The organism is Flavobacterium sp. (assembly GCF_031411595.1).
Taxonomy (GTDB): Bacteria; Bacteroidota; Bacteroidia; order Flavobacteriales; family Flavobacteriaceae; genus Flavobacterium.
In genome coordinates this window covers 1-14,315 of sequence record NZ_JANOBI010000038.1, presented here as the reverse complement: position 1 = coordinate 14,315, position 14,315 = coordinate 1, and the positions used below count along the sequence as shown (strand labels likewise).

15 protein-coding genes are annotated in these 14,315 nt (G+C 37.9%); 4 read left to right on the top strand and 11 right to left on the bottom strand.

The window, feature by feature from the left end:
- The first annotated feature begins 253 nt into the window (after positions 1-253).
- From RMO03_RS09265 to RMO03_RS09250, 4 genes are all read left to right on the top strand, one after another.
- On the top strand, positions 254-1,363 hold the full coding sequence (locus RMO03_RS09265) for a hypothetical protein (protein WP_309641822.1): 1,110 nt from the start codon (positions 254-256) through the stop codon (positions 1,361-1,363).
- Positions 1,364-1,365: 2 nt separating this feature from the next.
- Positions 1,366-3,951 (top strand): hypothetical protein, encoded by a 2,586-nt coding sequence (locus RMO03_RS09260; RefSeq protein ID WP_309641821.1) that lies wholly within the window; start codon positions 1,366-1,368, stop codon positions 3,949-3,951.
- A gap of 312 nt (positions 3,952-4,263) precedes the next feature.
- On the top strand, positions 4,264-5,772 hold the full coding sequence (locus RMO03_RS09255) for a T9SS type A sorting domain-containing protein (protein ID WP_309641820.1): 1,509 nt from the start codon (positions 4,264-4,266) through the stop codon (positions 5,770-5,772).
- A gap of 125 nt (positions 5,773-5,897) precedes the next feature.
- Positions 5,898-6,317 (top strand): nucleoside-diphosphate kinase, encoded by a 420-nt coding sequence (locus RMO03_RS09250; RefSeq protein WP_309641819.1) that lies wholly within the window; start codon positions 5,898-5,900, stop codon positions 6,315-6,317.
- A 169-nt stretch (positions 6,318-6,486) separates the two neighbouring features.
- On the opposite strand, the gene RMO03_RS09245 is transcribed toward RMO03_RS09250, so the two are convergent.
- The 11 genes from RMO03_RS09245 to RMO03_RS09195 all read right to left on the bottom strand — a co-directional run bounded on the left by RMO03_RS09245 (position 6,487) and on the right by RMO03_RS09195 (position 14,189).
- Positions 6,487-6,783, bottom strand: a complete 297-nt coding sequence (locus RMO03_RS09245) for a DUF721 domain-containing protein (protein WP_309641818.1) — start codon at positions 6,781-6,783, stop codon at positions 6,487-6,489.
- Positions 6,764-7,204 (bottom strand): lipocalin family protein, encoded by a 441-nt coding sequence (locus RMO03_RS09240; protein WP_309641817.1) that lies wholly within the window; start codon positions 7,202-7,204, stop codon positions 6,764-6,766. Before RMO03_RS09240 ends, RMO03_RS09245 begins: the two co-directional genes overlap by 20 nt.
- A gap of 94 nt (positions 7,205-7,298) precedes the next feature.
- Positions 7,299-8,270, bottom strand: coding sequence for a signal recognition particle-docking protein FtsY (gene ftsY, locus RMO03_RS09235; RefSeq protein WP_309641816.1), 972 nt, complete (start codon positions 8,268-8,270; stop codon positions 7,299-7,301).
- Between the two features lie 309 nt (positions 8,271-8,579).
- Entirely contained in the window at positions 8,580-8,732 is a 153-nt protein-coding gene (locus tag RMO03_RS09230; RefSeq protein ID WP_091090435.1) for a DUF4295 domain-containing protein, read from the bottom strand.
- A gap of 22 nt (positions 8,733-8,754) precedes the next feature.
- A complete protein-coding gene (rpmG, locus tag RMO03_RS09225; RefSeq protein WP_008253902.1) occupies positions 8,755-8,937 on the bottom strand; it encodes a 50S ribosomal protein L33 in 183 nt (60 codons plus the stop codon).
- Positions 8,938-8,952: 15 nt separating this feature from the next.
- On the bottom strand, positions 8,953-9,189 hold the full coding sequence (rpmB, locus tag RMO03_RS09220; protein ID WP_200105856.1) for a 50S ribosomal protein L28: 237 nt from the start codon (positions 9,187-9,189) through the stop codon (positions 8,953-8,955).
- Between the two features lie 74 nt (positions 9,190-9,263).
- Entirely contained in the window at positions 9,264-10,514 is a 1,251-nt protein-coding gene (locus tag RMO03_RS09215) for a competence/damage-inducible protein A (RefSeq protein ID WP_309641815.1), read from the bottom strand.
- Between the two features lie 198 nt (positions 10,515-10,712).
- On the bottom strand, positions 10,713-11,057 hold the full coding sequence (locus RMO03_RS09210) for a histidine kinase (RefSeq protein WP_309641814.1): 345 nt from the start codon (positions 11,055-11,057) through the stop codon (positions 10,713-10,715).
- A gap of 1 nt (position 11,058) precedes the next feature.
- Positions 11,059-11,670: a fumarylacetoacetate hydrolase family protein gene (locus tag RMO03_RS09205; RefSeq protein WP_309641813.1), complete on the bottom strand. Its 612-nt coding sequence runs from the start codon at positions 11,668-11,670 to the stop codon at positions 11,059-11,061.
- 211 nt (positions 11,671-11,881) lie between these two features.
- Positions 11,882-12,658 (bottom strand): 3'-5' exonuclease, encoded by a 777-nt coding sequence (locus tag RMO03_RS09200; protein ID WP_309641812.1) that lies wholly within the window; start codon positions 12,656-12,658, stop codon positions 11,882-11,884.
- A gap of 130 nt (positions 12,659-12,788) precedes the next feature.
- Entirely contained in the window at positions 12,789-14,189 is a 1,401-nt protein-coding gene (locus tag RMO03_RS09195) for a dihydrolipoamide acetyltransferase family protein (protein ID WP_309641811.1), read from the bottom strand.
- Positions 14,190-14,315 lie beyond the last annotated feature (126 nt).

The following is a 14,315-nucleotide window of genomic DNA, read 5'->3' as shown; positions in this document are numbered from 1 at the left end:
TTAAAAACTCCCTTATTGATTTCTGTCGCAAGGGCGTTTTTTTTTGCGACTAACCTTCTAAATGTTAAAGTTTTATTTTTTTTACAATTCGTTAAGATAAAATACATTCTCAAGTATTGCGACCATTACTATTAGGGATTTCTCTAGGGATTTCTCTAGGGATTTCTCTAGTGCTTCCCCCTAGGAAAACCCTAGTAGTTTTGATTTATTTTTTTGGAAACTTCCAGTATTATAAACTCAAATATTTTTTATTATGAAAACAACACGATTATTATTTTTAGGAATCTTGGGAATTTTTTCCTCATTAGTAAACTTGCAGGCACAAACCCAAACCGGTTATGCCAATGCGAATGTAACGAGTTTTGGTAGCCTTGCAGGAGTGACAACAGTTTCTACATCTGGAAGTTCATTTTATGGTTACCAAGCAGGAAAATTTGCCACTGCTTCAACAGCAAACGCAAAGAATAGTTTTTTTGGAGCATCTGCAGGTTTGAATATTGCTGGTGGTACTTTAAATACTTTTCTAGGTTTTGGTGCCGGAGTGAATACCTCTAGTTCAGCCAATGCTTATGTTGGAGTATCTACAGGTCAATATAATATAGGAACAGGAAATGTTGCTTTTGGAAATAGTGCACTATCCCAAGCTTCTGGAGCTACAGTAGCGTGTAATTATAATGTCGCTTTAGGAAATAATTCAGGACAAATAGCAACCGGGGGCAGCAATAATGTTTTTGTAGGTGCTTCATCAGGAACTTTTGCAAATGGAAGTAATAATACTTTACTTGGTGCAGGTGCCGGTGAAGGCACATCACCGGCAGGTGGCGGCGCGATAGGCACCGGTAATGTTTTGATCGGTTATCAGGTAGGCCGCTACCAAGGTCTGTCAGACAAACTCTTCATCGACAATACAGCTACTTCAACACCGCTTATTTGGGGAGACTTTACACCTGCTTCTCGTCAGGTAAAACTCAATGGAAAAGTAGGTGTTGGTACTGTAGGAACATTTCCTGCGACGGCAGGTAGTGTGAATGTGGGCGCGTACCGTCTTTTTGTAACTGGAGGTATTCTTACCGAAGAAGTGCGTATCCTTTTAACTTCATCAGGTGGCAATACTTGGGCGGACTATGTGTTTGCGAAAGATTATGATTTAAAGCCTTTATCAGAAGTTGAAAAATTCATTCAAGAAAAAGGACATCTTCCTAATGTTCCATCTGCAGCACAAATAAAAGAAGAAGGAATTGCAGTAAGTGAAATGGCGAAAATTCAACAGGAGAAAATTGAGGAACTCACGCTTTATATCATCGCACAAAATAAGATGATTTTAGAATTATCTGACAGACTAACTGCAATTGAAAAAAGATAGTTATGAGAAAGATACTAATTTTTTTAATAGCGTTTTGTGTTCACCAAGTGTGGGGACAAACGGAATGGCATGTGCGGCCTTATGCTAATAACTATACAAACCCTTCAGGTCCAGGTATTATTATCGATGGGACTTCGTTTGCAACAGCTTGGTGTTTGCAATATGCTTTATCTGGAGCAGGCGGAGCTATACATGCTGGAGATATTGTTTGGCTGCATGGTGTTGATAGAGCAACCTATGTTGGTACGCCAAATGCTAATATGGTATACAAAGGTCATTTTAAGAGTACTATTGTTGGCGGAGATAATACTTCAGATTATATTACCGTATCATCTTTCCCTGGGGAATGGGCTGTGATTGATGGTAATATTCATAACAATCCAGAAACTCAAAACCCTATAATTGGAGGTAATAGCCCAATTTACATTCTTGAAGTTTCGGGTGGTAATGTTCGTTTTGAAAATTTTGAAATTACGTGTTTGGGAAATTTTAGTAGATTGGCTGATTTTAGGACAGTATCCGATCCTTTTCCTAATGGCATTCCTGCTGACCCCCCGCCCGCACTTTGTAATAACCCTTTGCCACCAAGTAATAGACCGCCATTTAACTTCCATGAATATGTTGGGATTCAACATCCATCTATCGGATCACCTCCTATTAGAAATGAATTCCGAAATCTTGTTATTAGAAATATTCCAGGAATTGCGTTAACTTCATGGAAAAAAACTTTGGATAGTGAAATATATGGCAATATTTTTTTAAATAATGGTGTAATTGAAGTTTTTGGTTTTCCTTGCTTTCCCGATTTTGAAGCTTATGTATCTAGTATAACTCTAACAACTTCTGGAACTGGTACAAACTGCAGGGGGCATCAAACTGCTATCTATACTCAAAACGACAGTGACGATATTTTAAAAAAAAGAATCATAAGGAACAATATTTTTTTAAACAGTTATGATTCTGGAATAGGTATTTGGTCAGCTAGTGAAGCTTCTGTTGTTAATTATTTAAAAAATTATACGGTGAGCAAGAACGTTTTAGTTAATAACGGAAGTCCAGTTACTGACGAAACTGCAAACATGATTATTAGTACAAATGCAGGGACCGCTACGTCTAACAATAGCTCAGCCCGAAACATTGATGTAGATAGTAATGTTTTTTACAGAAATAAGCTAAGTAAAGGCACTGCTGGTATTTTAGTGAAGGGATCAGAAAATATAAATATAACAAACAATTTAATTTTTGGCTATACAGGAATGGAGTTGAATGGTGAGTCCAATCACAAAATTACTTTTCGCAATAATCTTTTCGCAGGTAGCAGAATGAATGTTATCACTTCAGTTGATAACTACAAATTACAAGGCTATGAATGGAATATGAACAACAATATATATTATACAAGACCTGGGGATGTAGTCCAAAATGCTCCGCCAGCTGGAGGTCCTTTTTTTTATAAAGTACCACAAATTCCATTTAATCCAAATAGTAGCGCGACAAGATTTATTGCAATGAATAACGTTGTGAACGATCAAAATATCTCCTTAAATTCTACTTGGTTTCGTCTCACCAGTGAATATGGCAATGTACTAAATTCAATAAATTTAGGAGAGCAAAATTCAACAAGATTAGCATTTGTAATCAGTTGGTCATACCCCTCTAATCGAATACTGATTAATCAAAACAAATATAATCCAAATAAGTTCTATGTATCTGTATACAATTCCCGCGAATCAAATACACCTTATACAATCAACTTTAATCAAATTGGTGCAAATTATGGTATCCCAAATGATATGCAATACAGAATTAGTGATGTCCAAAATTATTTTCATACTTCAACAAATAATTACCCAGCCACAGGTATTATACTCCCAAACCATGATCCAACAAATTTTGAACTTCCTTTACCCGCGACAGGCACCATTTATGGTGCTCCATATGCTTCAGTACCAATCCATTCCAATATAGATTTTAATACTTATGTTATTGAATTTGAATGCCCAGGATTAGAATATAATTTAACCAAAAACAATTATACTGACATTGCAACATCAAATTTCGAAGCCAGAAACAGAATTACGTTTGGCACCGCCTATACCGCAAACTCAGGAGCAAATGTCACCGCAATTGCCGAAAAAGAAATTAGAATAATTGGTGACTCGTGGATAAAAAACGGCGCTATTTTTTTAGGAAGAATTAACCCAACCTTGTGTTCAATTCCCTTAAATACTGCATTAGAGAGTGGCAGTTATAATACAAATCCCGATAATATCCAACCTTCAGGAGTTGTTAGTCCGCAAGATCCACCATTTATAGAATCAAGAATTAGATTGGTAACCAATGATGGAACATTGAAATTATTTCCAAATCCTAACAATGGTAGATTCAATATAGAAAATGGAACTTCAAAAACAATCTCTAAAGTAGTCGTAAACCGAATCGACTCAGGAAAATTAGTATTCTCTAATGATTATGATTTCCAAGAGAATATTATTATTGACATTTCCCATGAACACATTGGACTGTTCACAGTACAAATTTTCTTCGAAGATGGTGATTCAAAAGTTATCAAAATCATTAAACAATAAAAGCCTTATTTTAAAAACTCCAATTGTAACATTGGAGTTTTTTTTATACTTATAATTAGTAAAACATCATTTTAAAACTTCAAAATTTCAATCTTTAAAAAGATTTTTACATTATCTAATCTGCAAAATTTTTTTTTTTAATTATCAAAATAAAATTATTTGTAAGTTAAATTAATGTATCACCAATTCTAAGTTAAAAAATAATCTTATCAACACGAAAACGTTTTCGTGACTAATTTTAGTATTTGTTTAGCTGTTGGGAAATAATTTTACATTAAATTAGCGTAATATAAATTATTTAACTAAAAAATTATGAAAACAAAATTACTATTTTTAATGTTATTTGCAGTGATTTTAACCGGTTTTGCACAAACACCAGGGGTAACTTCGGTTGCAGTAGTTGGAGAAGCCGCTGGTGGTTGGCCAGGAGACGCAGGTAACCCAGGTCCTACAGATGTTCATCAAATGGTCTCTACAGACGGTGAAAACTGGACGCTTTCTGCATTAACACTTACCACTTTTGCCACAGAAGGTGGTATAAAATTTAGAGCTAACAATGATTGGGTTATCAACTGGGGAGCTATAGATTTTCCTTCAGGAACAGGTACACAAAATGGTCATAACATCGAATGTTACGCTGGTACTTTTGATGTAGAATTCAATAGTACTACTGGAGTGTATACTTTTAGTAGTGGAACTCCTCCTCCAACTGTTAAATTAATAGGAACAGCTGTTACTGATGCTGGCGGTATTACAATGTCTCCTACAGGTCCTGATTCATTCAGAGCTACCAATGTTACTTTGGTTGATGGTTTAGGACAATTTAGTGTTGACACTGATATATTTGGTGGTGATACTTTCCCAACAGGAACTATTGCTGATGCATCACTTTTTATTCCGATTCCAGCAGGTGTATATTCTTCGGTTACGTTTAATACAACCTCAGGAAATTATGAGTTTATAGCCGCTCCTTTAAATCCTGTTGTCAGCATCACTGGTACAGGAGTAGTAGGCGGGGCCTTTGGAACTGATTTTGACATGACTTCCACCAATGCAAACGGAGAAAATTACACTTATACTGCAATCGCATTACAGGCTACAGCTCCTGATAACGAAATTAAATTCAGACAGGATAATGCGTGGGCTATAAACTGGGGTGATGTTGTGTGGCCATCAGGAGTTGGTACTCAGAATGGTCCTAACATTATTGTAGGCGCAGATGGAACTTATGATGTTTCTTTTACGAGAAGTACAGGTGCTTATTCATTTTCCTTTCCGGTGGTAAGTTTGACAGGTGATGGTATTCAGGGTGGTGCATTTGGTACAGATGTTAATATGCAGACTACAGATGGTTTAATCTACACACTTAATGACGTTGTATTGGTTGATGCTCCAGTCGGTGGTGGTCTTAAATTCCGTAAAAACAATGATTGGGCTATAAACTGGGGAGATGCTGCATGGCCGACAGGTACTGGTACACAAAACGGGCCTAATGTTTTAAGCGTTGCCGGAACTTGGGATGTTACCTTCAACAGAGTTACTGCTGCCTACAATTTTACACCAGGCTTAGCTACGACTACATTCAACTCTGCTAATTTCAAAGTATATCCAAACCCAACAACAAACGTTTGGAACTTTACTTCTGCTAAACAAGCTATCGAAACCATCCAAATCGTAGATGTTTTAGGAAAAACTGTAATGACAATTTCACCTAAAGACATGAATACTACTGTTGATGCTTCTAGCTTGACAAGAGGTTTGTATTTCGCAAAAATTTCAACTGCAAACGCTACTGAAACAGCGAAGTTGATGAAAAACTAATTTTTAGTTTCTATATATTGAAAATCCCTTGCTTCGGTAAGGGATTTTTTTTGCATTATAACCAGATTAGATTTTAAAAATCGATTATTAAGTCCTACTTTTGCACCAAAATAAAAACCAAAAAAATGGCAACGAATAGAACATTCACAATGATTAAACCTGATGCTGTCGAAAACGGACACATCGGAGGAATTTTAAATATGATTTCAGAAGGTGGTTTCAAAATTATTTCTTTGAAATTAACGCAATTAACCATAGCAGATGCAAAAGCATTTTATGCAGTACACGCAGCAAGACCATTCTACGGAGAATTGGTTGAGTTTATGTCACGAGGCCCAATTGTAGCAGCCATTTTAGAAAAAGACAATGCCATCGAAGACTTCAGAACTTTAATTGGTGCAACTAACCCTGCTGATGCTGCTGAAGGAACAATTCGTAAAAAATACGCAACTTCTATAGGAGAAAATGCAGTGCACGGTTCTGACAGTGATGAAAATGCAGCTATTGAAGGTGCTTTTCACTTTGCAGGAAGAGAACAATTCTAGTAGGAGATTATAAGACTGTAAGATTTTAAGACTATGAGACTTGAAATTTAGCAAATAGAAAATCCCGTTTCAAATTGAAACGGGATTTTCTTTTATAGCGCAACAGTCTTAAAATCTAAAGCCCGTAGGGCGAGTCTAAAGCGAAGCGTGTCCAAAGGCGCAGCCGTGTCTATCTTAAAACCACTTCCTTCACCACCTCACTCTGCAATTCCTCATTAATCATTTTGATGATTTTATCTTTGCCGTAACTTAGTTCTTGACGCAATACTGCAGATGTCAATTCTACATACAAAGTCGAACCTTTGAGTGTGATTTTTTGCGTATAATTATTGACACCATTACCCATCAAATTTTTCCATGCATCATTAACAGCAACCTGATTGATACCGGGCTGTAGCTTATTCGATTGGATGATTTCCTTTAGTACATCTCCAATGGAACTTTCGTTACTGAGTCTTTTTGCCATTGGGAATGATATTAATTGGTGTGGCTCTTTTGTAGTGGTATTCTTTTTTGGAAGGATTTAATAAAACCAATTCTTTGTCTGTCAATGACACGATTTCTTCTTGCCATTTGGCGAAAGCAGTGTTGCAATGAATGGAATATTTTCCGTTCGATTCTTTAACCTCAATGGTTTCAAATGTATCATTAACTAGAAAAGTGCCATCGAGTTGTGGCATGACTTTCTTTCTGATGCCTTTGTTGTTTTTGATTTCGAAATAATCATAGACTTCATTGATGCTATATTCCTTTTCATTACCGTCCGGGAAAACAACTTTTTCGATTTCCCAATAACCATTGATTTTTGGAATATCGGTCGGAGCCACTTTCGATTGACACGAGAATGTAAGCACAGCAATGAAGGCAATAGCAAGCAATTTTTTCATAAGTAAATAAGAATAAAACTATCTACTAATTTAAACGAAAAAAAGGACATTACTTTAAAAAAATAATATCCTTTTTGAAAACTTTTTATATTGCTTATTTGAAGAACGAATCGACAAATTCATATTTATTGAACACTTGCAAATCTTCTAAACCTTCACCTACTCCAATATATTTTACTGGAATTTGAAACTGGTCAGAAATACCAATCACCACGCCGCCTTTTGCCGTTCCGTCGAGCTTGGTTACGGCAAGACATGTGACTTCTGTGGCAGCCGTAAATTGTTTCGCTTGCTCGAAAGCATTTTGTCCGGTCGAACCGTCTAGCACCAACAAGACATCATTTGGAGTATTCTCAACGACTTTTTGCATGACACGTTTGACTTTGGTGAGTTCAGCCATCAGATTGGTTTTGTTGTGCAAACGTCCGGCAGTATCAATGATTACGATATCAGCGTCTTGGGCTACAGCACTTTGCAAAGTATCAAATGCCACAGATGCAGGATCACTTCCCATTTGTTGTTTTACGAGTGGAACACCCACTCGATCAGCCCAAACTTGCAATTGATCAATCGCGGCAGCACGGAAAGTATCAGCGGCTCCAAGAACCACTTTATAACCTTGCTTTTTAAATTGGTGTGCGAGTTTTCCAATCGTGGTGGTTTTCCCAACGCCGTTAACACCAACCACCATTAACACATAAGGTTTGGTATTGATTGGGATTACAAATTCAGTCGCTTCACCGGTATTGGTTTCTGATAGTAAACCTGAAATTTCGTCGCGCAAGATTTGGTTGAGTTCTTCAGTTCCAAGGTATTTATCTTCGGCAACGCGTTTCTCGATGCGTGTGATGATTTTAAGTGTGGTTTCTACACCTACATCGGACGACACGAGGATTTCTTCTAAATTATCAAGAACCTCATCATCGACTTTAGATTTGCCCGCGATGGCTTTGGTCAGTTTGGAAAAGAAAGTGGTTTTCGATTTCTCGAGTCCTTTGTCGAGGGTTTGTTTTTCCTCTTCAGTTATTTTTTTCTCGGATGAGAATATTCTTTTGAAAAAACTCATGGGTTTTAGATTTTAGAATTTAGAATTTAGATTTTAGGGTTTCGATTAATCTGTGACGGTTTTAATCTGAAATCTAAAATCAGCAATCTGAAATCGATTGCCCTAGCCCCGATAGCAGTGGAAAACCTTTGACACCGTTGTTCGGTGACAAAGTTTGGGAACGGATAGCGGGATTAGCTCCTAAAAAATTTACTTCACTAAACATTTATTTTTTAGCGGTGTTTAGTGAATGCTCCGCATTTGACAAATATAGAAAATAAAAAAGCTACTTCCGAATGAAAGTAGCTGTTCTATATATTATGATTGTGATTATTTCTTTTTCAAGAACTCATCAACCAATTCAGGAGCCATGATAGATTCTACGAATGTATATGCGCCCGTCTTAGGAGATTTTACCATCTTAATGGCTTTTGATAATCTCTTTGAAGAGGTTTGTAACGATGCTACGGTTTTCTTTGCCATGACTTATTGACTTATGAGTTTATTATTTAATTTCTTTGTGAACAGTTACTCTTTTCAAGATCGGGTTGAATTTTTTAATTTCCAAACGGTCCGGAGTATTCTTTTTGTTCTTCGTTGTGATGTATCTTGAAGTTCCCGGAACACCTGATGTTTTGTGCTCGGTACATTCTAAAATTACCTGGATTCTATTGCCTTTCTTTGCCATCTTACTGTATAATTATTATTTGATGAATCCTTCTGCTTGTGCTTTTTTCAAAACAGCAGAAATTCCATTTTTGTTGATTGTTTTTATCGTAGATGCAGCTACTCTTAGCGTAATCCATCGGTCTTCTTCAGGAAGATAAAAACGTTTTTTTACTAAGTTCACAGAAAACTTTCTCTTAGTTTTGTTCATCGCGTGGGAAACGTTATTTCCTACCATCGCTCTTTTACCTGTAAGGTCACAAACTCTTGACATTATGCTTATCTTTTATCGTTATTCAAAATCAGGGTGCAAAGAAAAGAAAAATAAACCTTATTGCAAAACAATTATTACACAAATTTTAAAATTTCTTTCTGTAGCAGTTCCATGCTTTTATTTACAGTTCTGTCGATGACTTTTTCGCGCGGTTGTCCGAAATTAAATTCGTGCACAACGACTTCATCAGCAGTAGCTAACGCAATAAAAACGGTTCCGACTTCGGCATCAGCATCGCCTTTAGTAGGTCCGGCATTTCCAGTGGTGGCAATTGCGTAATCGGTTTGCATTAACTTTTGAATCGAGATTGCCATTGCTTTTGCGACCTCTGCGCTGACTACGGAATGCTTTTGAATCAATTCTTCGGGAATTCCCAATACTTTAATTTTGGTTTCCGTAGCATACGAAACAACGCTGCCTTTAAAGTAATTTGATGCACCTGGAACAGCACTCAGCATTTGTGCGATTTTGCCGCCTGTGCAACTTTCTGCCGTGGCGATGGTTTTCTTTTGTTGTGTAAGCAATCTTCCTAAAACCACTTCTATCGTGTCGTCTTCATCAAAACCGACGATGATGTCGCCAATGATTTGAGTTAATGAAGTAACGTTATCTGCAATGGATTTTTCGAGAAGTTCTTTATCGGTGCCACGAGCCGTCAATCGCAAACGTACTCTTCCGGGATTGGGCAGGTAAGCAAGTTTGATGAAAGTCGGTAGATTGTTTTCCCAATCTTCGATGCGTTCGGCTATTTTACTTTCGCCTTCGCCATACGTAAGTATCGTTTTATGGATAATATACGGACGTTCGTATTCGCACACTACTTTGGGGATGATTTCATAATCGACCAAATATTTCATCTCATAAGGAACGCCCGGAAGCGAAATAAAAACGGTTTGCGCTTTCTTCATCCACATGCCTGGAGCGGTGCCCATTTTGTTGTGTAAAATGATGCATTTGGATGGAACCAAAGCTTGATCTTTATTCAATTGCGTAATCGGACGCTTGTAGAATCCTTCGATGATTTCGGTTACATGGGCTAAAACAGTAGCGTCAACCACTAGCGTATCTTCGAAATATTCGCAGAAAGTGTGCTTGGTGATGTCGTCTTTCGTTGGACCTAAACCACCCGTAATAATGACCAAATCAACTTGATTTTGGAGTTTGGCAAACGTATCGAGTATGTGCTGCTTATCATCTGAAATCGAAATCATTTCGTGAACGGCTACACCTATTTTATCCAAAGCTTTGGCTATGAATCCGGAGTTGGTATCGACGATTTGGCCTATTAGAATTTCGTCGCCGATGGTTACGATGGTTGCTTTCATTCTAAGGTACTAAGGTTCTGAGGTGCTAAGGTACTAAGTTAAATACCAAAAATTACGCAGGCGCCTTTTTAGCCCTGATAGTAGCGATATCCTTTTGTGCCGGCGTTCGGTGCAAAAGATTTAGCGTATAGCAGGAAACAGCTTCTAAAAAACTTAGAACCTTAGAACCTTAGTAACTTAGCACCTTAGCAACTTATGTTATAATTCGAAATCTTTTGAAATCTCTTTTACGGCTTTCTCAATCTGAGATTCTACACTATCGTAAGTGGCTTTGATTTCTTTTTTCTTGCCTTCGGTTTTGGTCCAGGCTTCGATTTGAAGAATTTCCTCGAATGCTTGATCCATGCCCAACAAATCTAGTGTAGGTTTGATTTTGTGTGCGTAACTGTACGCCAATTTGTGGTCTTTCGTTTTAATGCCGAGTTTGATTTGAAGTAAATCTAGAGGAACTTCGGTCACGAACAAAGAGATAATTTGATTTACAAATTCAGGATCATTGTCTGAAAGTGCGTAAACTTTGGATAGGTTGTAATTTAGGGCCATATTATTTTACGTTAATTCTAAATAATTTTTTGTTTTCTATAAATCCTTCAAGGATGTCGTTAGGCTTTACGACGGCAACACCTTCTGGCGTACCAGTAAAAATAATATCTCCAATTTTGAGCGTGAAGTATTGTGAAACATGGGCAATCAGTTCATCAATTTTCCACAACATCAGACCAGAATTACCTTTTTGTACCGTTTTTCCGTTGTTGGTGAGTTCAAAATTAATACTTTCTAGCGAACTAAAAACTTTTTTCGATATAAAGTCACCAATAACCGCTGAACCGTCAAACGCTTTTGCTTTTTCCCACGGCAGACCTTTGTCTTTGAGTTTTTGTTGCAGATCACGAGCGGTAAAATCAATGCCTACACTAATCGCATCATAATACTTGTGCGCAAATTTCGGCTCGATATATTTTCCGACTTTATTGATTTTTACAATCAACTCAATCTCATGATGAATATCCGAGGAGAATTCCGGTATTACAAACGGATGTTGCTTCAATAATATTGCAGAGTCGGGCTTTAAAAAAACCACGGGTTCGTCAGGGCGCTCGTTTTGGAGTTCTTCGATATGTTTGGCGTAGTTGCGGCCGATGCAGATGAGTTTCATTTTTGAGGTTCTAAGGTTCTAAGGTAAAAGGTTCTAAGGTTTTTTTAGGAGCTGTTTCCAGCTTTCCTTCCAATCTTGTCATTGCGAACGCAGTGAAGCAATCTGTTTGATGCTTACGGCGCAATGCCAAGGATTTTCCCTCCAATCTGGGCTAGGGTTTCTGGTCAAGATTCACGAACCTTAGTACCTCAGAACCTCAGCGCCTTAGCACCTACAACAACTTATTATTGAGTTTTCGCAACTTAATAGCCGTGAGTACTTTCTTCGTATACAAAGGAAAATCAGCATTTTGAATCCAACCGAAATAACCCGGTTCGTCTTCTAAAACTTTATCGACTTTGGCGCCTTTGTGTTTTCCGAAAGAGAAAATTTCATCTCCATCTTTGTCGAAAGCTATGAAACCAGCAAAATCAGCAGAACGTTTTCTGGTCGTGAATTCGGATAACGATTTCATATCGTTTTCGAGTTCAGGATAACGCTCTAATTGTGCTTTCAATATTTCGTATGTAGCCATCGTATCGGCTTCTGCGGAATGGGCGTTTTCGAGACTTTTACCGCAATAGAATTTCAAGGCTGCGCTTAAAGTACGTTCTTCCATTTTGTGAAAAATCGTTTGCACATCAACAGAAACTCGGGTTTTCATGTCAAAGTCGACACCAGCGCGAAGCAATTCTTCCGCCAATAACGGAATATCAAAACGATCCGAATTGAATCCGGCCAAATCGCTGTCTTTAATCATAATGTAAACCTGCTGAGCGAGTTCTTTAAATGTAGGTTCATTCGCTACTTTCTCATTCGTGATGCCATGCACGGCAATGACTTGCGGTGGAATCGTCATTTCGGGATTGACCAACCACGTTTTGCTTTCTTTGTTGCCATTGGGAAACACTTTGAAAACCGAGATTTCAACGATGCGGTCTTTCGCCACGTCGATGCCTGTCGTTTCAAGGTCGAAAAAGCAAATGGGTTTGTTTAATTTGAGTTCCATTTATTGTTTTTTTGAGCTACAAATATAGTTTTTAGAATTAATAATGAATAATTAGAGGAAGTAACTTAAAAAGAAAAAGCCTTTTCACTAGGAAAAGGCTTCATTATTAATATTAACTAATAATTATTTATTAAAAAGAACGGCTCTCATCAAACGCTTCCATATAATCCGCCACGCGTTTCACAAAACTTCCGCCCAACGCACCATCAACAACTCTATGATCGTAACTGTGCGATAAGAACATTTTCTTTCTGATTCCGATGAAATCACCTTCCGGAGTTTCTATTACTGCTGGCACTTTTCTGATGGCACCTAAAGCTAAAATTCCCACTTGTGGTTGGTTGATGATTGGCGTTCCAAAAACACTGCCGAAAGTTCCGACATTGGTTACGGTATAAGTTCCGCCTTGCGTATCATCCGGTTTTAGTTTCCCTGCCTTCGCACGGTTTCCTAAATCGTTTACGGCTTTTGCCATGCCCAGTAGATTCAATTGGTCTGCATTTTTGATAACAGGAACGATTAAATTTCCATTAGGTAAAGCAGCTGCCATTCCGAGATTGATGTTTTTCTTTTTGACAATATAATCACCATCAACGGAAATGTTCATCATTGGGAAATCTTTCAATGCTTTAGCAACAATTTCCATGAATATTGGCGTAAAAGTTAGCTTCTCGCCTTCTCTTTTCTCGAAGGCATTTTTATTTTTCTCTCTCCAATCCCAAATCGCAGTCACATCGACTTCAATGAATGATTGTACGTGTGCTGATGTTTGCAACGATTGCACCATATAACCTGAAATCAACTTACGCATGCGATCCATTTCGATGATTTCGTCTTGACCGTTTACGGAAACAGGAACCGCTTTAGGTTGTGCATTCGGAGTTGCTGGCTGTTGATTATTGACTACCGGCTGAGGCACCTCGGCAACACTAGGAGTAACAACTGTAGGTTGAGAAACTGCTGGTGCTGCTTGCGCTACAGGAGCATTACCTCTATTTTTAATATAATCTAAAATATCATTTTTAGTAACACGTCCGTCGTTGCCTGTTCCCGAAATCGATTCTAGTTCAGCTACTGAAACACCTTCTTCTTTGGCAATATTGCGAACCAAAGGCGAGAAGAATTTTTCTGAATGCGTGTAATCTTGCGGTTGGTTTGAAATGGTTTGACTAGGCGTAGGTGCCGCAACATATTCTCTAGCAGCTTCAACCGTTTTAACTACTTCTTCTACAGCGGCTATCGGAGTTGGTACTTCTACAGCAGCTACAGGCGCCGGCACTACCGCTCCACCTTCCGTTTCAATAATAGCAATGGTCTGACCCACTTGAACCAAATCGTCTTTTTGAAATAATTGCTCTACCAGAATTCCGCTGACTTCAGAAGGCACTTCGCTATCGACTTTATCAGTCGCGATTTCTAAAACCGCTTCATCCATTTCGATTTTGTCGCCTACTGCTTTGAGCCAATTGGTAATGGTTGCTTCAGCAACGCTTTCTCCCATTTTAGGAAGTTTCAATTCAAATCTTGCCATATTTATAACCTAAAAGGTGGTTTTTGATTTCTGAATGCGTGTAATCTTGCGGTTGGTTTGAAATGGTTTGACTAGGCGTAGGTGCCGCAACATATTCTCTAGCAGCTTCAACCGTTTTAACTACTT

What these genes read in the sequence shown, in the direction of transcription:
- RMO03_RS09265 (WP_309641822.1), top strand. Translation starts at nt 254, where the DNA reads ATGAAAACAACACGATTATTATTTTTAGGAATCTTGGGAATTTTTTCC.
- RMO03_RS09260 (WP_309641821.1), top strand. Translation starts at nt 1,366, where the DNA reads ATGAGAAAGATACTAATTTTTTTAATAGCGTTTTGTGTTCACCAAGTG.
- RMO03_RS09255 (WP_309641820.1), top strand. Translation starts at nt 4,264, where the DNA reads ATGAAAACAAAATTACTATTTTTAATGTTATTTGCAGTGATTTTAACC.
- RMO03_RS09250 (WP_309641819.1), top strand. Translation starts at nt 5,898, where the DNA reads ATGGCAACGAATAGAACATTCACAATGATTAAACCTGATGCTGTCGAA.
- RMO03_RS09245 (WP_309641818.1), bottom strand. Translation starts at nt 6,783, where the DNA reads ATGGCAAAAAGACTCAGTAACGAAAGTTCCATTGGAGATGTACTAAAG.
- RMO03_RS09240 (WP_309641817.1), bottom strand. Translation starts at nt 7,204, where the DNA reads ATGAAAAAATTGCTTGCTATTGCCTTCATTGCTGTGCTTACATTCTCG.
- ftsY (WP_309641816.1), bottom strand. Translation starts at nt 8,270, where the DNA reads ATGAGTTTTTTCAAAAGAATATTCTCATCCGAGAAAAAAATAACTGAA.
- RMO03_RS09230 (WP_091090435.1), bottom strand. Translation starts at nt 8,732, where the DNA reads ATGGCAAAGAAAACCGTAGCATCGTTACAAACCTCTTCAAAGAGATTA.
- rpmG (WP_008253902.1), bottom strand. Translation starts at nt 8,937, where the DNA reads ATGGCAAAGAAAGGCAATAGAATCCAGGTAATTTTAGAATGTACCGAG.
- rpmB (WP_200105856.1), bottom strand. Translation starts at nt 9,189, where the DNA reads ATGTCAAGAGTTTGTGACCTTACAGGTAAAAGAGCGATGGTAGGAAAT.
- RMO03_RS09215 (WP_309641815.1), bottom strand. Translation starts at nt 10,514, where the DNA reads ATGAAAGCAACCATCGTAACCATCGGCGACGAAATTCTAATAGGCCAA.
- RMO03_RS09210 (WP_309641814.1), bottom strand. Translation starts at nt 11,057, where the DNA reads ATGGCCCTAAATTACAACCTATCCAAAGTTTACGCACTTTCAGACAAT.
- RMO03_RS09205 (WP_309641813.1), bottom strand. Translation starts at nt 11,670, where the DNA reads ATGAAACTCATCTGCATCGGCCGCAACTACGCCAAACATATCGAAGAA.
- RMO03_RS09200 (WP_309641812.1), bottom strand. Translation starts at nt 12,658, where the DNA reads ATGGAACTCAAATTAAACAAACCCATTTGCTTTTTCGACCTTGAAACG.
- RMO03_RS09195 (WP_309641811.1), bottom strand. Translation starts at nt 14,189, where the DNA reads ATGGCAAGATTTGAATTGAAACTTCCTAAAATGGGAGAAAGCGTTGCT.